General features: G+C 60.2%; 20 protein-coding genes. 8 read left to right on the top strand and 12 right to left on the bottom strand.

The window, feature by feature from the left end:
* Window positions 1–30: 30 nt before the first annotated feature.
* Entirely contained in the window at window positions 31–471 is a 441-nt protein-coding gene (locus FHX16_RS04115; protein WP_259126589.1) for a hypothetical protein, read from the top strand.
* Window positions 472–501: 30 nt separating this feature from the next.
* Here FHX16_RS04115 and FHX16_RS04120 read toward each other — a convergent pair whose 3' ends face one another.
* Window positions 502–1182 (bottom strand): L,D-transpeptidase, encoded by a 681-nt coding sequence (locus FHX16_RS04120; protein WP_183860065.1) that lies wholly within the window; start codon window positions 1180–1182, stop codon window positions 502–504.
* A gap of 135 nt (window positions 1183–1317) precedes the next feature.
* The gene (locus FHX16_RS04125) at window positions 1318–2061 is read right to left on the bottom strand and encodes a L,D-transpeptidase (protein ID WP_183752468.1); all 744 of its coding nucleotides are present in this window, start codon (window positions 2059–2061) and stop codon (window positions 1318–1320) included.
* A 209-nt stretch (window positions 2062–2270) separates the two neighbouring features.
* Between FHX16_RS04125 and FHX16_RS04130 the strand changes: the two genes are divergently transcribed.
* Window positions 2271–2900, top strand: a complete 630-nt coding sequence (locus FHX16_RS04130; RefSeq protein ID WP_183752466.1) for a DNA-3-methyladenine glycosylase I — start codon at window positions 2271–2273, stop codon at window positions 2898–2900.
* The gene (locus FHX16_RS04135) at window positions 2897–3373 is read left to right on the top strand and encodes a hypothetical protein (protein ID WP_183860063.1); all 477 of its coding nucleotides are present in this window, start codon (window positions 2897–2899) and stop codon (window positions 3371–3373) included. Before FHX16_RS04130 ends, FHX16_RS04135 begins: the two co-directional genes overlap by 4 nt.
* Before the next feature lie 7 nt (window positions 3374–3380).
* On the opposite strand, the gene FHX16_RS04140 is transcribed toward FHX16_RS04135, so the two are convergent.
* Window positions 3381–4085: an HAD family hydrolase gene (locus tag FHX16_RS04140; protein ID WP_016552882.1), complete on the bottom strand. Its 705-nt coding sequence runs from the start codon at window positions 4083–4085 to the stop codon at window positions 3381–3383.
* A gap of 233 nt (window positions 4086–4318) precedes the next feature.
* Here FHX16_RS04140 and FHX16_RS04145 point away from each other — a divergent pair, with 233 nt between their 5' ends.
* A complete protein-coding gene (locus FHX16_RS04145; RefSeq protein WP_183860061.1) occupies window positions 4319–5368 on the top strand; it encodes an aldo/keto reductase in 1050 nt (349 codons plus the stop codon).
* Window positions 5369–5421: 53 nt separating this feature from the next.
* Here the strand turns inward: FHX16_RS04145 and FHX16_RS04150 are convergent, their stop codons facing one another.
* The 6 genes from FHX16_RS04150 to FHX16_RS04175 all read right to left on the bottom strand — a co-directional run bounded on the left by FHX16_RS04150 (window position 5422) and on the right by FHX16_RS04175 (window position 10097).
* Window positions 5422–5781 (bottom strand): DUF305 domain-containing protein, encoded by a 360-nt coding sequence (locus FHX16_RS04150; protein ID WP_183752460.1) that lies wholly within the window; start codon window positions 5779–5781, stop codon window positions 5422–5424.
* Between the two features lie 71 nt (window positions 5782–5852).
* Window positions 5853–6218, bottom strand: a complete 366-nt coding sequence (locus tag FHX16_RS04155; RefSeq protein ID WP_183860059.1) for a hypothetical protein — start codon at window positions 6216–6218, stop codon at window positions 5853–5855.
* A gap of 187 nt (window positions 6219–6405) precedes the next feature.
* Window positions 6406–7143: a class I SAM-dependent methyltransferase gene (locus tag FHX16_RS04160; protein WP_183860057.1), complete on the bottom strand. Its 738-nt coding sequence runs from the start codon at window positions 7141–7143 to the stop codon at window positions 6406–6408.
* Complete coding sequence (locus tag FHX16_RS04165) at window positions 7118–8092, bottom strand: ketopantoate reductase family protein (RefSeq protein ID WP_183860055.1); 975 nt, start codon at window positions 8090–8092, stop codon at window positions 7118–7120. The genes FHX16_RS04160 and FHX16_RS04165 overlap by 26 nt, the downstream gene beginning before the upstream one ends.
* Window positions 8093–8300: 208 nt before the next feature.
* Complete coding sequence (locus FHX16_RS04170) at window positions 8301–9188, bottom strand: amino acid ABC transporter substrate-binding protein (protein WP_183860750.1); 888 nt, start codon at window positions 9186–9188, stop codon at window positions 8301–8303.
* A gap of 150 nt (window positions 9189–9338) precedes the next feature.
* On the bottom strand, window positions 9339–10097 hold the full coding sequence (locus tag FHX16_RS04175) for a hypothetical protein (RefSeq protein ID WP_183860053.1): 759 nt from the start codon (window positions 10095–10097) through the stop codon (window positions 9339–9341).
* Window positions 10098–10235: 138 nt separating this feature from the next.
* Between FHX16_RS04175 and hisS the strand changes: the two genes are divergently transcribed.
* The 3 genes from hisS to hisG are packed head-to-tail and all read left to right on the top strand — an operon-like array spanning window position 10236 to window position 13565.
* The gene (gene hisS / locus FHX16_RS04180; protein ID WP_183860051.1) at window positions 10236–11750 is read left to right on the top strand and encodes a histidine--tRNA ligase; all 1515 of its coding nucleotides are present in this window, start codon (window positions 10236–10238) and stop codon (window positions 11748–11750) included.
* Between the two features lies 1 nt (window position 11751).
* A complete protein-coding gene (locus FHX16_RS04185) occupies window positions 11752–12870 on the top strand; it encodes an ATP phosphoribosyltransferase regulatory subunit (protein WP_183860049.1) in 1119 nt (372 codons plus the stop codon).
* Window positions 12870–13565 carry an ATP phosphoribosyltransferase gene (gene hisG / locus FHX16_RS04190; protein WP_183860047.1) on the top strand — a complete coding sequence of 232 codons (696 nt, stop codon included), beginning with the start codon at window positions 12870–12872 and terminating at the stop codon, window positions 13563–13565. The genes FHX16_RS04185 and hisG overlap by 1 nt, the downstream gene beginning before the upstream one ends.
* 79 nt (window positions 13566–13644) lie before the next feature.
* Here the strand turns inward: hisG and FHX16_RS04195 are convergent, their stop codons facing one another.
* Entirely contained in the window at window positions 13645–14088 is a 444-nt protein-coding gene (locus FHX16_RS04195) for a DoxX family protein (protein WP_183752443.1), read from the bottom strand.
* 219 nt (window positions 14089–14307) lie between these two features.
* On the opposite strand from FHX16_RS04195, the gene FHX16_RS04200 reads away from it, so the two are divergent.
* Window positions 14308–15018: a glutathione binding-like protein gene (locus FHX16_RS04200; RefSeq protein ID WP_183860045.1), complete on the top strand. Its 711-nt coding sequence runs from the start codon at window positions 14308–14310 to the stop codon at window positions 15016–15018.
* 64 nt (window positions 15019–15082) lie between these two features.
* On the opposite strand, the gene FHX16_RS04205 is transcribed toward FHX16_RS04200, so the two are convergent.
* Entirely contained in the window at window positions 15083–15529 is a 447-nt protein-coding gene (locus tag FHX16_RS04205; protein WP_183860748.1) for a hypothetical protein, read from the bottom strand.
* 709 nt (window positions 15530–16238) lie between these two features.
* Complete coding sequence (groL, locus tag FHX16_RS04210; RefSeq protein ID WP_183752439.1) at window positions 16239–17879, bottom strand: chaperonin GroEL; 1641 nt, start codon at window positions 17877–17879, stop codon at window positions 16239–16241.
* Window positions 17880–17900: the final 21 nt, after the last annotated feature.

Consider the following 17900-nt stretch of genomic DNA (forward strand, 5'->3'; position numbering starts at 1 on the left):
TGGATCGTCCGGCAATCTCAGGAGCCCGCTATGTACCGCACCATCCTCGCGTTCACGCTTCTCTGCGGTGCGACCAATGCCGCCCACGCAGCCACTCGTTTCTTCTGCTCGGCGGATGACAAGAATGTGCGCTTCACGGTGGAAAGCGGCTTCGAGGCGGAAGGCGGCCACAAGCTCAATCATTTTCGCGGCGCTCTTGTGGTGAAGAGCGGCGATGCACCCCAGGCGCTACAGAAGATTGCCGTGACGTCGGAGAACCTGACGCACCACTGGTCACACGATGGCGAATTGCGGCTGGAAGTATTCTATGAGGATGGAGACGACCCTAAGGGGCAGGGCGCCAGCCTGATCGTGACCGCCGGCCAGCGCGGCAAATCGATGACGACATTCTCGGGCGCCTATGAGCTTGCTCTTGAGGGCGGCGCGAAGCCGCTTAGCGTGACCGGCAAGGTCAGTTGCGGATCGAAGTAGGCGGCCGTCGCCGGCCGCCAAATATTTGCATTAGCCGCCGAATAGCGTCCGCAGGATGTCGATGCCGCGATCGTCGAAGCTGATTTCGCCCTGCTTGTTGCCTGGGCCGACAACGATGACCTTCGTGCCGACAGGAGCGCGATCGTAGAGATCCATCACATCCTTGTTCATCATGCGAATGCAGCCGGACGACATGTTGAGGCCGATCGACCACGGCTGGTTGGTGCCGTGGATGCGGAAGGACGTGTCATTGCCACCCTTGTAGAGATACATCGCGCGGGCGCCGAGCGGATTGTCTTCGCCACCTTCCTGGAAGGCCGGGAGGATGTGGCCTTTCGCAGCTTCGCGAACCCGCATTTCAGGCGGTGGCGTCCAGCCCGGCCACTCTGCCTTGCGGCCGATCTTGACGACGCCCGACCAGCCGAAGCCTTCGCGACCGACGCCGATGCCGTAGCGCGTCGCGCGGTCCTTGGTCTCGACGAGATAAAGGAACTTGTTGTTGGTATCGATGATGATCGTGCCGGGTGCCTCGTTGGTGACGAGGTGGACGCGTTGGCGCTTGAACTGCGGCTTGACCGATTTCGGCTGCACGGCGACCCGAACGACAGGCGCAGCGTCATGAGCGGGCGCGATCGGCTGTGCCGACACAGATGTGGATACGGAAGAGACCAGAAGGCCGGCGGCTGCGAGAGCCGTCGCGAATTTCAGCATATTTGATTCCCTCAAAGCAAAACCGGACCGAAGCTAACCGAACTTCGATCCAGTTCAAGATGTCGGGGGCGGAATGAAGCGGCTGCGATGTTTAATTGCAACTATGCTTGGCTCCGCGCCGGTATTGATGAGCCTTTACATGACGATGACGCGAGTTCCAACCTTTACGCGCTCGTAAAGGTCAACCACGTCTTCGTTGCGCAGTCGGATGCAGCCGGAAGAAACGGCATTGCCGATCGTCCAGGGGGCGTTGGTGCCGTGGATGCGATAAAGGGTAGAGCCGAGGTACATGGCGCGTGCGCCAAGTGGATTCGCAGGCCCACCGTCCATGCGCGCCGGGAGATAATGGCCCTTGGCGGCTTCGCGACCGATCATTTCCGACGGCGGCGTCCAATCCGGCCACTCGGACTTGCGGGTGATCTTGTGCACGCCAGCCCATTCGAAGCCCGGCTTGCCGACGCCGACGCCATAACGCCGAGCCTTGCCGCCGTCCATCACCAGATAGAGGAAGCGGTTGTTGGTATCGATAACGATCGTGCCGGGCCGCTCCTTGGTGTCGTAGCTGACAATCTGCGGCAGATACTGTGGCTCAAGCTGACGACGGATGACGGGAACGCCGGGATTAGTGGCGGATACCGGCTGTGCCCTGGTAGCAGGAGTGCCACCGAAGACGCCGGACGTGAATAGACCACGCGGCGCGAAGGCCGGTTGCCGGTAAACGACGGGGCGAACCTTGCCGCCGCCGAGCTGCATGGTCCACGGGGCTGCGAGATCTGGGCTCAACACGACCGGCGGGCGCGTCGTGTAGCGGTCGTCGCCGAGCGCAGCCGTGGAAAAGACGCCGAGCATCGCTGCGGCGAGCAAAAGGGATTTCATCATCGGACGGACTCTCTACAAATGGCCGAAAATGTGCGGACGGCAGCGGCCGCCTTGCTTCACGCTGCCACCGTTCCCGCCAGTGAATGGTAAATCTGAACTCATTCGAATCCGAAGCGGGAGATAAACTTTTCGTCAGGGTTATCGTTCGGTTTGGAAACAGAGTTTGCAAATGGTAAAGCCGGATTCGCAGCAGGAGAGCGAAGCGAGACATGAGCGATACGGGCATCATCATCGGTGAAGACGGCAAGAGCCGCTGTCACTGGCACGCCAACCTCCCGGACTACCTCAAGTATCACGACGAGGAGTGGGGACGACCCGTCACCGATGATATCCGCCTCTTCGAAAAGATCTGCCTGGAAGGGTTTCAGTCGGGTCTCTCCTGGCTCACCATCTTGCGTAAGCGCGAGAACTTCCGCGCTGCCTTTGCCGGCTTCGACTTCGAGAAGGTCGCGCTCTTCGACGACGCCGATATCGCGCGCTGCCTTGCCGATCCCGGCATTGTGCGTCATCGCGGCAAGATCGTTTCGACGATCAACAATGCTGGCCGAGCGATCGAGTTGCGGCAGGAGTTCGGGTCGCTCGCCCGCTATTTCTGGAGCTTCGAGCCCGGCCATAGCGATCGCCCGAAGGTGGTCGATCGCGCCACTGTCATGGCCAACCCGACAACGCCGACATCGGTCGTCATTTCCAAGAATCTGAAGAAGCGCGGCTGGACGTTTGTCGGTCCGACCACAGTTTATGCCTTCATGCAGGCAATGGGTCTCGTCAACGATCACGTCGAAGGTTGCTACTGTCGCGCCGAGGTGGAAGCGATGCGCGATGCGCTGGTGCGCCCATGAAGGGGCTCGCGGCAACCGTCGCGTTGTGCCTGCTGGCGTCCGCTGCGTTCGCGCAGTCACCTGAGCTGCAGCCTGGCGAACGACTGGAGAAACTGCAGTTTCCGGCCGCCACTATGGAACTCAAGGGCTGGACGAAATTCGGCAACGGACGCGTCTACACGCTTCCCGTCAAGGCTGGCCAGCATGTGAAGATCAGCTTCTCGACCAAGAGCAAATTTGCTTTCCTCTCGATCTTTAATCTCGCGACACCCGATGAGGAGGCGATCTTCGGGACGGACGAGGATGGCGAAAGCTATAATATCACCGTGAAGGACAGCACCACCTGGCTGCTGCGGCCCTACTACTCCAAGGTCTCGCCACGCAGGGGGCTAGGCGCGCCCTACAGCATTCTCGTCGAGCCTCAGGCGGCAGCACCGCCACCGGCTGCTCCCGCCGACAAGCAATCGCCGTCGCCGCTCTTTCCTCCAAGGTGACAGCAGGTTAGCCGAGGCCTTCGATCAGGCCGCGCAGTTCCCCCAGATGTTCGATCTTGCGGAAGCGCGGCGCATCTTTCGGCTCCTCGACATGCTCGACCACCCAGGTGAGCTCGTGCGGCACGAAGACGCCGTAGCTGCCGGCGGCGATCGCCGGGACGATGTCTGATTTCAGCGAATTGCCGACCATCATCGCCCGTTCCGGGCCACCCCCGACCTTGGAGAAGATCCGGCGGTAGGTTACAGCAGTCTTGTCGGAAACAATCTCGACCGCGTGAAAGAAATCGCCGAGCCCGGATTGCGCCAACTTGCGCTCCTGATCGAACAGGTCGCCCTTGGTGATCATCACCAGCAGGTAGTTCTCCGAGAGTGCCGCCAGCGTCTCCTGAACGTGCGGCAGGGTCTCGACCGGGTGGGAAAGCAGGTCTCGGCCGGTGTCGAGAATGCTGGCAATGACGCTGGCAGGGACCTTGCCTTCAGTGACTTCGATCGCCGTCTCGATCATCGACAAGGTAAATCCCTTGATGCCGAAGCCGTAGTGGCGGAGATTGCGCTTCTCGGCCTCGAGCAGTCGCTCCGACACCCTCGGGCCGTCTGCAAAATCAGCCAGCAGTTCGGTGAAATGCGCCTCGGTCAGCCGATAATATTGCTCGTTCTGCCAGAGCGTGTCGTCGGCATCGAAGCCGATGGTTGTCAGCGCGCGGGTCGTCATCCGTCATCTCCGAGTCATCAAGTAGAATTTATTGGAGGCCGGGCGCGAAACAAGGGGATGCGAATGGTCGGATGGTAACGGACACGTTGAAATACCGTCGGTTCGCCTTACATCGATAGGGCCTCTCGCACAGCCGCATTTTGGCTGTTCCTGTCTCGACCAGGCCAATAACCAAAAATCAATTCAACCGTCTTTAGGTCGCGCTCGCGGCCGTCACAAGGAAATCTCCGACCATGCGTTACAATCAACTTGGAAATACTGGACTGTTCGTCTCGGAAATCTGCCTCGGCACGATGACATTCGGTGCCGCCGGCGAAAACAATCTCTGGGGTTCCATCGCTGACGTCGACCAGAAGGCTGCCGATCAAATCGTCGAAAAGTCGCTGGCATCAGGGGTCAACTTCATCGATACGGCAGATGTCTACTCCTTCGGTGAGTCCGAAAAACTGCTCGGCCAGGCACTGAAAAACCTCGGCGTTCCCCGCAAGGACGTCGTGATTGCCACGAAGGTCTATGGCACCATGGGCGACAAGCCGAATGATCGTGGCGCTTCGCGCGGGCACATCATGGATTCGGTCGAGGCCAGCCTGAAGCGTCTTCAGACCGATCATATCGACCTTTATCAGATCCACGCCACCGACACGGTCACGCCGATCGACGAGACGCTGCGCGCCTTCGACGATCTCGTTTCTCGTGGTTTGGTGCGCTATGTCGGCGTTTCCAACTGGCAGGCATGGCGCATTGCCAAGGCGCTTGGCATCTCCGAGCGTCGCGGCTTCGCTCGGTTCGAGACGGTGCAGGCCTATTATTCCATCGCCGGCCGCGATCTGGAACGCGACATCGTGCCGATGATGCAGGAGGAGAAGCTCGGCCTGATGGTCTGGTCGCCACTGGCGGGCGGCCTACTCTCCGGCAAGTATGGGCCGGGAGCGCCTGGCAACGGCGAAGGTCGCCGCGCTGCGTTTGACTTCCCGCCAGTCGACAAGAATCGCGCCTGGGCCTGCGTTGCCGTGATGCGCGAGATCGCCGAAAAGCACGGCACGAGCGTCGCTACTGTCGCGCTTGCCTACATTCTCGCGAAGCCGTTCGTGACAACCGTCATCATCGGCGCCAAGCGGGTCGAGCAGCTCGACCAGAACCTGGCGGCGGTCAACCTGAAACTCGATGCGGACGATTTGAAGAAACTCGATGAGGTCAGCGAGCTTGCGCCTGAATATCCGGGTTGGATGCTTTCGCGACAGGGTGCCGGCCGTCGGCCGGAGCCATTCCAGCCGAAGGCCTGATTGAAGTTTCGTGAAACGGACGCCGGGGCTTGCTGCTCCGGCGTCCTTGGCTATTACTTGCCGTGCGCCTTCAGCCAGGCCTGCATGTCGGCGATTTCGGCCTCCTGGGCCTTGATCACGGCTTCCGCCAGCTTGCGGATTTCCGGATCCTTGCCGTATTGCAATTCGATCTTCGCCATGTCGATCGCGCCCTGATGGTGCGGGATCATGCCCCGGACGAAGTCGACGTCGGTATCGCCGCTATATTTGAGCATCATGTCCTTGTGCATCTTCGCGTTCGCCTCCGCGAACGCGTGGCTCGATGCACTGTGATCGCCCATCGGCTTGCTCATGTCCATCGGCGCATCCTCCGCGAAGAGGGGCGTGGCAGAGAGGGCAAGCGTTGCAGCAAGAGCGAGAGTTTTCAGAGACATGGGATTACCTTCCTCTGTCTGATACTGGGGTTCAATGCGCGGCCGAAGCCGCGGCGTTTCATGAAAACCGGTCAGACAAGCCGGGGAGGCGGCGCCAGGGGCTGAGGGCGTGCATCCCGCATCGCATCGGCCGGTCCAGGGGCAGGATAGGAAAATACGTGCTTTCCGGCTGCCGCGAACACCATCGGCGGCGGCACGACGAGACAGGCTGAGCAGAAGGGCATGTGCACCATGCCGCTGGCTGAACACGGATCCTGTTGCGCAGGCGCGGATTTCGCGTTCTCGCCCATGTCCATTCCGGCCACATGATGGTGTTCGACACTGGAGGTCGCTGCGACGGTCTGCATCGACAGGCATGTCGGACAGCCAGCCCAGGCGGACATGGTGCCGTAGGCCATCCAGGCAAGTGCCATCGCGATGATTGCAAAAAAGCGCATGCCGTCAAAATAGGAACACGACGCAAAGAAGCCAAGCTGCATTTTGCGGATTTGGCAGACACTGGTCGCGTGGGCCACATCGGCCCGAGGCGAACATCAGATGGCGGTCCGAAAGACATCGGAGGATGCGCGGCCTTGAAGGCCACTCCTTCCGGCAGGGCCACCCACCAAGCACGGCGAGCTGACACTAGTTCCTGTATTGGTAGACTCTCCCGAAGCGATTGGGCATCAGGAATATTTGTTCAGCTTCGGAGAACCCGGCTTCACGGCCCATCGCCTTCCATGTGTCGGCCTTTTCCGGGAAGTCGGCGAGCCTCATATGCGCGTCCATCGCCGCAAATTCTTCGTCCGTTAATGCAGCCCACACATTACGATAGGCCGAGAACCGATCAAAATGTTCTTCCCGGTTTTCCTCGTCGAGAAGGGTGGGTTCCCAGATCAAAAACAGGCCGTCACGGCTCAATGTATCGCGCACATCTTTCATCAATCGGACCTTTCCGTCCGGCTGGAGATGATGCAGCGACATGCCAATCCATACGAAGTCCACGGTGTCGGACCAGTCGGCCATTGCTTCGGCAAAATCGCCACACCGCAGGTCGATAGGGCACGGCAAGTCCTTCAGCGATTCCCTCGCGAGATCCAACGACTGCGGAGAGAGGTCGATCCCGTAATAGTGGCCGATGGCACTCCCCTTCAACGCACCCGCCGAGGCAACTGCATCCCCGCAAGCGATATCGAGAAATTTGAACGGCTTGGGCATCTCCTGGGACAACAGTGTGCGCAGCAAGCCATAGACCTCGCGGTGAAACATGAGGTTTTCGCCGACGATCTTCCGGTAAGTTGCCAGATGTTTATTGAACATGGCTTGTGCATCGTCGGTGGCCGCCGAAGCAGTGCCTTCAGCCTGATTTCGCAAGGTCTCCATTCGTTTCCCTCCCAGAAAAGCCGTCAGCCGTGGAGTTGAGTGTACCCTTCGCGTAGAGATGCAGCGCGCGATAAACCGCCGTGTGTGATGGCGTCGGTATGCCAAGGCCGTTCCCAAGCGCGTGCATTCGCCCTGAAAGCCAGGCAAGTTCCAGTGGTTTTCCGTTCAAGAGATCATTGGCCATCGATGAGCACGTATCGGGCGGCAGGTTCTGCCAGATCGATTCAGCGTACGCTTCATATTCGTCCTGCATCGGGTGACCGGCTGCCTTCGCCACCGCCATGCCCTCATCCCGCAACTGGGCAAGCAATGTGCGAGACTCAGGATCTGTCAGGATCGATCCAATTCCGGATCGAATTAAGCTGGTCGCACCCGAGAACGCGCAGAGCGTCACGAACTTGGTCCAGAGCGTCTGATCGATATCTTCGACCGTCTGCAGCCCAATGTCTCCGGCCTGGATGGATGCCGCGAGCAACGCACTGATCACCGGGTCACGATGCCCGCCGATATAGAACTGCCCTGCACCACCGAGATGCACGATCAGGCCGGGCTGTTTTATGTATCCCGAAATGTAGGCAGCGCCGCCGACAACCTGTGACGGCGGCACCAGCCGACCCAGGGTCTCGACGCTGTCGATGCCGTTTTGCAACGTCACCACTCTCGTTTCCGGCCCGACCATCGGCACGATTGCCGCAGCCGCCGTGTCGCTGTCATAGAGCTTAACGGCGAAGAAAACGATGTCGACATGGCCGACCTCGCCGGGCGTCGCAGTCGCCTTCACATGTGGCAGGCTGAGATTGCCGAGCGGACTTTCAAGCTGCAGTCCGTTGCTTCGCATTGCCTCGAGGTGGGGCCCCCGGGCAATAAAAGTGACATCATGGCCCGCGACAGCGAGCCGTGCACCAAGATAGCCGCCGATGGCGCCCGACCCCATGATCGCGATCCGCATGGCCGCCCCCTCCGACGACAAACCTGTGGCTGCAAAATCAATATAGCCATTGCTACCTTAGACCACAATCAAGTGGTTCGCATGACAGCGTCGCAGGGACGCTGCTGGCTCAAGATGGTCTTCCCTTTCGAAGTCGCTCTTCGCACCGTCCGCCCAAGCGCCCATCCTCCCAAATAGACGGGCCGTACGCTTCGCTCCGCATTTGATATCAATCGGGCACATGCTCCATGATGATTTGCGTGTGCAGCATCGGTGCCGCCTCCGCTCCGAAATAGCTTTCCAGCAGCGGCAGAAAATCGTCTGACAGGTAGAAAGCCGTCAAGGCACGATCGGCCAGCAAGCGGAAGTCGGCGTCGTCGCGACGCAGCCCTATCGCATAGGGTTCGTGCGTAAACAGGCGATCGCCGATCTCAAGCGAGGACGGATCGCGCGCCCGCGAAGCCAGGCTGGCGAGCAGCGCCTGATCCGCGATATAGGCATCGATCTTGCGATCCTCGAGTGCGGCGAGCCCGTCCTCATGCGTCTGGAAATCGGCAAGCTTGGTCTTCGATACCTGGGTTGCCAGCGCCTCGCGCAGTGTCACTCCCGTCGTCGTATTGGCACGCACGCCGATGACGCGCGTCGAGGCGACATGCTCGCTAACGGCGCGAACAGCAGGCTTCTCGAGAAAAAGCGTTTGCAGATAGTTGGGCGAATCCTTGCGGAGCAGTGCAGTCGCCCCGGTCAGGAAGATGGGCTGCGAGAAGTCGACTATTTCGCGCCGCTTCAAATTGACGGTGATCGCGCCGCAAAGCAGATCGACCTCTCCATTTTTCACCGCGTCGAAGCCGCTGGCGAGAGTCGTCTCGATGTATTCGCGCTTCAGCTGCGGAACCTGGTGTTCTATTTCATCGGCGATCTTGCCACAGAGGTCGATGGCGTATCCCGTCGGATTGGCGCCCGCCTTGCTGGAGGAAAAGGGCGCTTCGTCGGCGATGTAGCCGATGCGCACGCTGCTGCGCTCAGTGATCGTATCGAGCGTCGCAGCGGCCGCCGCGAAAGCCGTAAGGCAAAGAGCAAGATGCGCTAGCAGAAACCGTCTCATGCACTTCGTCATAGGCATGATCCTCATCCTCGAGCGGTTGCGATTTCAAAGGCGTACACGCAGACTATGGGCTGCCTGCCATTTGTCAACCAAGGACACGTCGGCGGTGCTCGAACTGGCGACATCGCCCCGAGCGAGACCCGGGCTCGGACGAGCCGACGCTCAATATGCCGCAACAACCTTGTGCACGATCTGATAGTCGGCGCTTTCCTCGCCGATCGGCGCCACGGGCCATGTCCAGTCGGCTTGAACCGATCGCAGCGACACACCATGCAGCAAGTCGGCCTCTTCATGGACCTTCCCGGTGCGGTCGATGACGGCATAGGAGACATCGGTGATCAGGCAAGTCTTGCAAGGCGCCGCTTCCAATGCCGACCGGTGCGCCTGGATCAGCTGTGCGACAGTATCGGCGGGCAGGGCGCCTTCCTGCTCCGCCTCGAAGCGTCGTTTCACGCCTCGACCGATCTGCGAGAGGAGATTGGCCGAGACCACGAAGTCGAGATACGGAACGGTTCTCAGGAAGGCGAGGGGTTCCGGCTGCCTGCCCGCCGCGAGGTCGTCATAGCCTGAAAGGTCGCGCTCAATCAGCCGAACGTTCTTGTAGCCTTTCCGCCGCAGCCACAAGCGTGTCGAGGCGAGATGCACGAGATCGACGAGCACGACAGTATCAAACGTCTGGGCCAGCTCCTCGATCGGTACGTCGCGCAGCAAGCCGGATCCCAGGATGACCGCCGTTCTCCTCTGCCGCAGGCCGGTCATGGCGCTCCTTATGGCGTCCTTGCTCCTCTCCTCGTGCTCTGCCCATTGCCGGCTGCAGCGGCCGGCGCGGGACCAGAGATTGACGGAGTATCGGATGAACCGGCGATGCGCCTTCAGCGTCACCGGAACGGTCGCGGCATAGAGAAGCGCCTCCGCGATCATGATAGAGCTCCTGCCATTCGATCCATTCCTACTCGTTCAATCGATTCTGTGTTCCGGATCAAGGGCCTTCGCCCTTGCCGCATCCGGCCCTTTCCGCTAGGAAACCGCCACTGTCACAGCGAGCGGAATACCTTGGAAATGAACGACAAGCAGAAGAAACCACAAAAGCTCAAGGCCAGACTTCCCCGCGGCTTCGTCGATCGTTCGGCAGCCGACATTCGCGCCGTCAACGAAATGACCGCGAAGATCCGGGAAGTCTATGAGCACTATGGTTTCGATCCTGTCGAAACCCCGCTCTTCGAATACACCGATGCGCTCGGCAAGTTCCTGCCCGATGCCGACCGGCCGAACGAAGGCGTCTTCTCGCTGCAGGATGACGACGAGCAGTGGATGTCGCTCCGCTACGACCTGACGGCGCCGCTCGCCCGTCATGTCGCCGAGAATTTCAACGAGATCCAGCTGCCGTACCGCACCTATCGCGCCGGCTACGTTTTCCGCAACGAGAAGCCAGGCCCAGGTCGCTTCCGCCAGTTCATGCAGTTCGACGCCGATACCGTCGGTGCTCCCGGCGTGCAGGCCGATGCCGAAATGTGCATGATGATGGCCGATACGCTGGAAGCCCTCGGCATCAAGCGCGGCGATTACGTCATCCGCGTCAACAACCGCAAGGTTCTCGACGGCGTTCTCGAAGCGATCGGTCTCGGAGGTGATGACAAGGTCGGCCAGCGCCTCAACGTGCTGCGCGCCATCGACAAGCTCGACAAGTTCGGTCCTGAGGGCGTGGCACTCCTGCTCGGCCCCGGCCGCAAGGATGAGTCCGGCGATTTCACCAAGGGCGCAGGCCTCGACCAGAGCCAGATCGACAAGGTCCTCTTCTTTGTCGGCATCAAGGATTATGCCGAAAGCGCAGCCCAGTTGGCGGAACTCGTTGCCGGCACATCCAAGGGTGCTGAAGGCGTTGAAGAGCTGAATTTCATTGGCGCATTGGTCAGAAGCGCGGGCTACCAGTCCGACCGCGTCAAGATCGATCCGTCGGTCGTGCGCGGCCTCGAATATTACACCGGCCCCGTCTACGAAGCCGAGCTTCTGTTCGATGTCACCAACGAGAAGGGCGAGAAGGTCGTCTTCGGTTCCGTTGGCGGTGGTGGTCGCTACGACGGCCTCGTCTCCCGCTTCATGGGCCAGCCGGTGCCGGCTACCGGCTTCTCCATCGGTGTTTCCCGCCTGATGACGGCGTTGAAGAACCTTGGCAAGCTCGGCCAGGCCGAGGCCATCGAGCCGGTTCTGGTCACGGTCATGGACGGCGATGTCGACGCGATGGGCCGCTACCAGCGCATGACGCAGGACTTGCGCTCCGCCGGCATCCGCGCCGAAATGTTCCAGGGCAACTGGAAGAAGTTCGGCAACCAGTTGAAATATGCCGACCGCCGCGGCTGCCCTGTCGCCATCATCCAGGGAGGTGACGAGCGGGCGCAGGGCGTCGTGCAGATCAAGGACCTGATCGAGGGCAAGCGCCTGTCGGGCGAGATCGAGGACAATGCCAGCTGGCGTGAGGCCCGTGTTGCCCAGGAAACGGTTGCGGAAGGCGACCTCGTCGCCAAGGTGAAGGCAATTCTGGCGGCGCAGGCCGAAGACCGGAATAGGGCGGGCTGAGATGGCCCTGATCAATCTGCCGGACTTTTCCGGCGAGCTTCTCTCAGAGTTTGCGGCGCGAAAGACGGAGCGGGTGGATACGCCCGTCATCCAGCCGGCCGAACCGTTTCTTGATATTGCCGGTGAGGATCTTCGCCGGCGTATCTTCATGACCGAAAACGAGACGGGCGCCAGTCTTTGCCTGCGGCCGGAGTTCACGATCCCTGTCTGTCTGCGCCATATCGAGAGCGCCACCGGCACGCCGAAGCGCTATTCCTATCTCGGTGAAGTTTTCCGCCAACGGCGCGAAGGCGGGAGCGAATTCTATCAGGCCGGGATCGAGGATCTTGGCGACATCAACATAGCCGCTGCTGATGCACGGGCGATCGGTGACGCGATCGGCGTCTTGGAGCGCGTCGTTCCCGGCAAGTATCTTTCGGTTACGCTGGGCGACCAGGCCGTCTTTGAGGCAGTCGTACAGGCGCTTGGTCTGCCGCTCGGGTGGCAGAAACGGCTGATCCATGCCTTCGGCAACATGAGTCAGCTCGAAGCTCTGCTGGCGAGCCTCGTCAGCCCTCAGTTCGTGACCGGGCTCAGTGACGAGATCGCGCGTCTGATTGCCGCCGACAATGAAGCAGCGCTTGTTGCACACATCGATGCGACGATGCAGGCGACCGGCTATTCGACGAATGCGAGCCGCTCGCCGCTGGAGATCGCGCGCCGCTTGAAGGAGAAGCTGATCCTCTCCGAAACGCGCCTTGATGATGCGGCCTTCCGCGTGCTGGAGGAGTTCCTGTCGCTGAACGTGCCGCTGATCAATGCCTCGGCCGCGCTGGCCGGTTTTGCCGATGCCGCGGGCCTCAAGCTTGGCAACGCCCTTGCGCGCTTCGACGGCCGTGTGGCCGCTCTGGCCAATGCCGGCGTCGATCTGGCGCTGATCGACTACCGCGCAGCCTTTGGGCGTCCACTGGATTACTACACCGGTCTGGTTTTCGAGATCGGCGTGCAGGGCACTTCGGCCGTTCTCGCCGGTGGCGGTCGTTTTGACCGGTTGATGACCTTCTTGGGCGCCAAGGAACGCATTCCCGCCGTTGGCTTCTCGCTCTGGCTGGATCGCATCGAAGCGGAGAGGGCTGCCTGATGACGATTACCATCGCATTGCCTTCCAAAGGCCGGATGAAGGACGATGCCTCGGCGATCTTCGAACGCGCCGGCATCAGGATCACCGCTGTCGGCAACGATCGCTCCTATCGCGGACGCGTCGAAGGCTGGGACGACGTCGAAGTCGCCTTCCTCTCGGCTTCGGAGATTTCTCGCGAGCTTGGCAACGGCACCGTCGATTTCGGCGTCACCGGCGAAGACCTCGTTCGCGAAGGTTTGGCGGAGGCTGACAAGCGCGTCGAGGTCTGCGCGCGGCTCGGCTTCGGCCATGCCGATGTCGTGGTTGCCGTTCCCGAAATCTGGCTCGATGTCGACACCATGGCCGATCTCGGCGACGTTGCATCCGATTTTCGCGCCCGTCACGGCCGCCGTCTGGCGATCGCCACGAAATATTGGCGGCTGACGCAGCAATTCTTCTCCAGCCAGCACGGCATCCAGCTGTACCGGATTGTCGAGAGCCTGGGGGCAACCGAAGGGGCGCCTGCCTCGGGATCAGCCGATATCATCGTCGACATCACCTCGACCGGCTCTACCCTTCGCGCGAATAATCTGAAGGTCCTGTCCGACGGCGTCATCCTTCGCTCGGAGGCCTGCTTCGTCCGGGCGCGCAAGGAAACCCACGCTGGCGATGCGACTGTTCAGCGGCTGATCGACGCCGTTCGTTCGGCACTCTGAGCGATCGTCAGACCGAAACGTAAAAAAACCCGCCGTCAGCTGACGGCGGGTTTTTTATGCTTGGGAGGAGCCTGATGGCTTAGGCGACTGCGTAGACGCCGCGGCGTGCGTCGAGCGAATAGAGGCCGGGGCCGACGATCGCGAGGAAGATGTAAGCGCCGGCCAGCGTGAAGTTCTTCATGACCATGATCTGGTTCAGGGCATTGATCCAGCCGAGGGCAGCAGCCGGGAAGTCCGGAACGTTGACCGTAGGCAGGTGGAAGACAATGGCGGTGAATGCACAGAACGCGGCCAGCAGCCAGCCGATGATCTTGGTCTGGTAGCCGACGAGGACGGCAAGACCGGTCACGAATTCAAAGGCACCTGCGAGATAGGCAAGCGCGCTGGAGGCCGGAAGACCAGCACCGGCGATCATGCCGGCCGTGCCAGCCGGATCGGTCAGCTTGCCGAAGCCGGCATAGATGAACATGAAGGAGAGGAGAATACGAGCAACAAGAATGATGGCGTTATTGGTATTCGACATGGGACAAAGTCTCCGTTTGTGAATGACGTTTGAGGTCTCTGTGCCCCCGGCACGGTTTCAACCTCGGATGCCGTTTTGTCGCCTTTTTTTGCCGTCGTGAAAAGATAGACGGAAGCGGACGCTTTGTTCTCTATTATTGAACGACGCATCGGTCGCGATGGCGGCTTGCCATTGGCAATAACCCTCTTCTATGGTCGGCCACCCAAGATGGAGACCCCAATGGCAGATCTTTCCGCTTTTCCGATCACGACGCGCTGGCCGGCAGCGAACCCCGACGTTATCCAGCTCTATTCGTTGCCGACGCCGAACGGCGTGAAGATATCGATCGCGCTTGAAGAACTCGGCTTGTCCTACGAGCCGCACCTGATCTCGTTCAACACCAATGACCAGAAATCGCCTGAGTTCGTGTCGCTCAATCCGAACGGCCGCATTCCGGCGATCATCGATCCCAATGGTCCGGACGGAAAGCCGATCGGCATTTTCGAGTCCGGCGCGATCCTGCTCTATCTCGCCGAGAAGACCGGCAAGCTCATTCCATCAGACGCAGCAGGGCGCTACGAGACGATCCAGTGGGTCTTCTTCCAGATGGCTGGTATCGGACCGATGTTCGGGCAATTCGGGCACTTCTACAAGTTTGCGGCCGACAAGGTCGCCAACAACTCCTACCCGATGGAGCGCTATCGCGACGAATCCAAGCGCTTGCTGAGCGTGCTGGAAGCGCGCCTCCAGGGCCGCCAGTGGATCATGGGCGATCTCTATACCATCGCCGATATCGCGACCTTCCCATGGCTGCGCGGCGCCGACATTTTCTATGGCGGACGCGAAGTGCTTGACTACAAGAGCTTTCCGGCGGTCGTGGACTGGCTCGACCGCTGCATCGCCAGGCCGGCATCGGAGAAGGGATTCAACATCCCGGCGCGCCCGGCATAAGCCGAAACATGGCAACGACAAAAGCCGGCCTTTCAGGGGCCGGCTTTTTTGTGCGCGGAAGGTATTACTGGCGCCGCGCGAACTCGCTGCCGGTGTTGGTTTTGAATCGCGGAAAGACAAAAACGCCGAGCAAGCTGCCATGGGAGGCGTCATCATGACCGTTCGACTCGCCCATACAGAACAAGGGCTGGCGGAAGCCATTCGGCATCATGATCGTGGTCGAGAAGCAGAACGATGAAGAGAGAGTCGCGGCCTGCTCGAAGAGGTCCAGGATGTGATCGTGATCCTTCGGGTCGTAGCAGCGCATAAGGCTGACAAGGCCGCATTCACGCGCCGGCAGCCCGTGCAGCATCGCGCTCCATTCCTTCAGGTGGATGATGCCCGTGGAAAAATCTCCGACCCAGGTCTCGGAAATGGAAAACTGCGCCAGCAGGTCAGGGTCGTGATTGCTGACGTCGAGTGAACCCGGCATGAGCGGTGCCGCGGTGGTGGTTTTAGCAATTTTGAACAAATTTTTCCCCAGCTTAGGTACAGCTTCCCCCGCTGCACGTCCGGCAAGAATGGGCAGGTTCATGCTGCGCCGCGCATCATGCTCGGCCACCTGCGAAATGGGGTCTGGATGTCGGCACTGCTAACGGAGCCGCTTCCAATTCCGCGGGAAAAACGCACAACTTATGGTATATTTTCGGGAGGGGTTTTTCCCGAGCTCGCCCTCGCGTTCCCGTGGTCGGCAGCGAATTGGATCGCGACCGTCGGCGGATGAACGCGCGCCGAATGCAGCGCGGATTTATAGGCGCTTTTATGCAAACGGCAATCTGCTTTTTGCATAGTGCCGGTCTCCACTGTGAGTGGAAAAACGGCAGGAAAACTGCTCGAGGGGCGCAGAAAGCACCAAAGGTGGACAATTTTCTGAGGTGTAAGCGGTTTCACCTGCCATTTGTGTGAAAAAACATGCACGAAATTGCGTCAGCGAGGAAAGCAGTCCGCGGTAGAAAAAATGCAAGCGCGCAAGCCTTGCGAAAGCCTCGAATAACGCGAGGCATGCTCACATCGCTGCTTAAACGTTTTTTCTGAGGATTGAAAAACGAACACAGTTGCTGTTCCGCGAATCGCACGCCCAAACCAAAAAGGGCGGTCCGAAGACCGCCCTTCCTGTTCCGGGGAAACCGGAGATAGATCGGTGAAGCTTTATGGACGCTTCAGCGATAGGCTTGCGCCTATCACATCATGTCCATGCCGCCCATGCCGCCCATGCCGCCCGGCATGCCGCCAGGAGCATCCTTCTTCGGCAGCTCGGCGATCATGGCTTCGGTGGTGATCAGCAGCGAAGCAACCGAAGCTGCGTTCTGCAGAGCCGTACGAACAACCTTGACCGGGTCGACGATACCCATGGCGATCATGTCGCCATATTCGGACGTCTGGGCGTTGTAGCCGTAGTTGTCTTCGTTCTTGTCGAGGACCTTGCCGACAACGATCGAAGCTTCGTCGCCTGCGTTTTCAGCGATCTGGCGAACCAGAGCCTGCAGGGCGCGGCGAACGATGTTGATGCCAGCTTCCTGGTCGTCGTTTGCACCCTTTGCAGCGATCTTCGTGGAAGAACGGAGCAGGGCGATACCGCCGCCGGGGACGATGCCTTCCTGAACAGCAGCGCGCGTCGCGTTGAGCGCGTCGTCGATGCGGTCCTTCTTTTCCTTGACTTCGACTTCCGTGGAGCCGCCAACGCGGATGACGGCAACGCCGCCAGCGAGCTTGGCAAGGCGTTCCTGCAGCTTTTCGCGGTCATAGTCCGAAGTGGTTTCTTCGATCTGAGCCTTGATCTGTGCAACGCGGCCTTCGATGTCGGACTTGGCGCCAGCGCCGTCGACGATCGTGGTGTTTTCCTTGGAGATCGAAACCTTCTTCGAACGGCCGAGCATGTCGAGCGTTACGGATTCGAGCTTGATGCCGAGGTCTTCGGAAATGACGGTGCCGCCAGTGAGGATAGCGATGTCTTCGAGCATGGCCTTGCGGCGATCGCCGAAGCCAGGAGCCTTGACAGCAGCGATCTTCAGGCCGCCGCGCAGCTTGTTGACGACGAGCGTAGCAAGCGCTTCGCCTTCGACGTCTTCAGCGATGATGAGGAGCGGCTTGCCGGTCTGAACGACAGCTTCGAGAACCGGCAGCATGGCCTGGAGGTTCGAGAGCTTCTTCTCGTGCAGGAGGATGAAGGCGTCTTCGAGGTCCGCAATCATCTTTTCCGGGTTGGTCACGAAGTACGGGCTGAGGTAGCCGCGGTCGAACTGCATGCCTTCGACGACTTCGAGTTCGGTTTCAGCGGTCTTGGCTTCTTCGACGGTGATGACACCTTCGTTGCCGACCTTCTGCATGGCCTCGGCAATATCGAGACCGACCTGCTTTTCGCCGTTTGCGGAGATCGTGCCGACCTGTGCGACTTCTTCCGACGTGTTGATCTTCTTGGCCTTGGCCTGGAGATCCTTGACGACTTCAGCGACAGCGAGGTCGATGCCGCGCTTCAGGTCCATCGGGTTCATGCCGGCAGCAACTGCCTTGGCGCCTTCGCGAACGATCGCCTGGGCCAGAACCGTTGCGGTCGTCGTGCCGTCGCCGGCGATGTCGTTGGTCTTCGAAGCAACTTCGCGGACCATCTGGGCGCCCATGTTTTCGAACTTGTCTTCGAGTTCGATTTCCTTGGCGACCGAAACGCCGTCCTTGGTGATGCGCGGAGCGCCGAAGGACTTGTCGATGATGACGTTACGACCCTTCGGGCCGAGCGTTACCTTCACTGCGTCAGCGAGAATGTCGACGCCCTTGAGCATCTTTTCGCGCGCTGTGCGGCCAAACTTGATTTCTTTAGCTGCCATGATTGAAACTCCTGAATTCGA

It is taken from the genome of Rhizobium sp. BK661 (assembly GCF_024808825.1).
GTDB lineage: Bacteria > Pseudomonadota > Alphaproteobacteria > Rhizobiales > Rhizobiaceae > Rhizobium.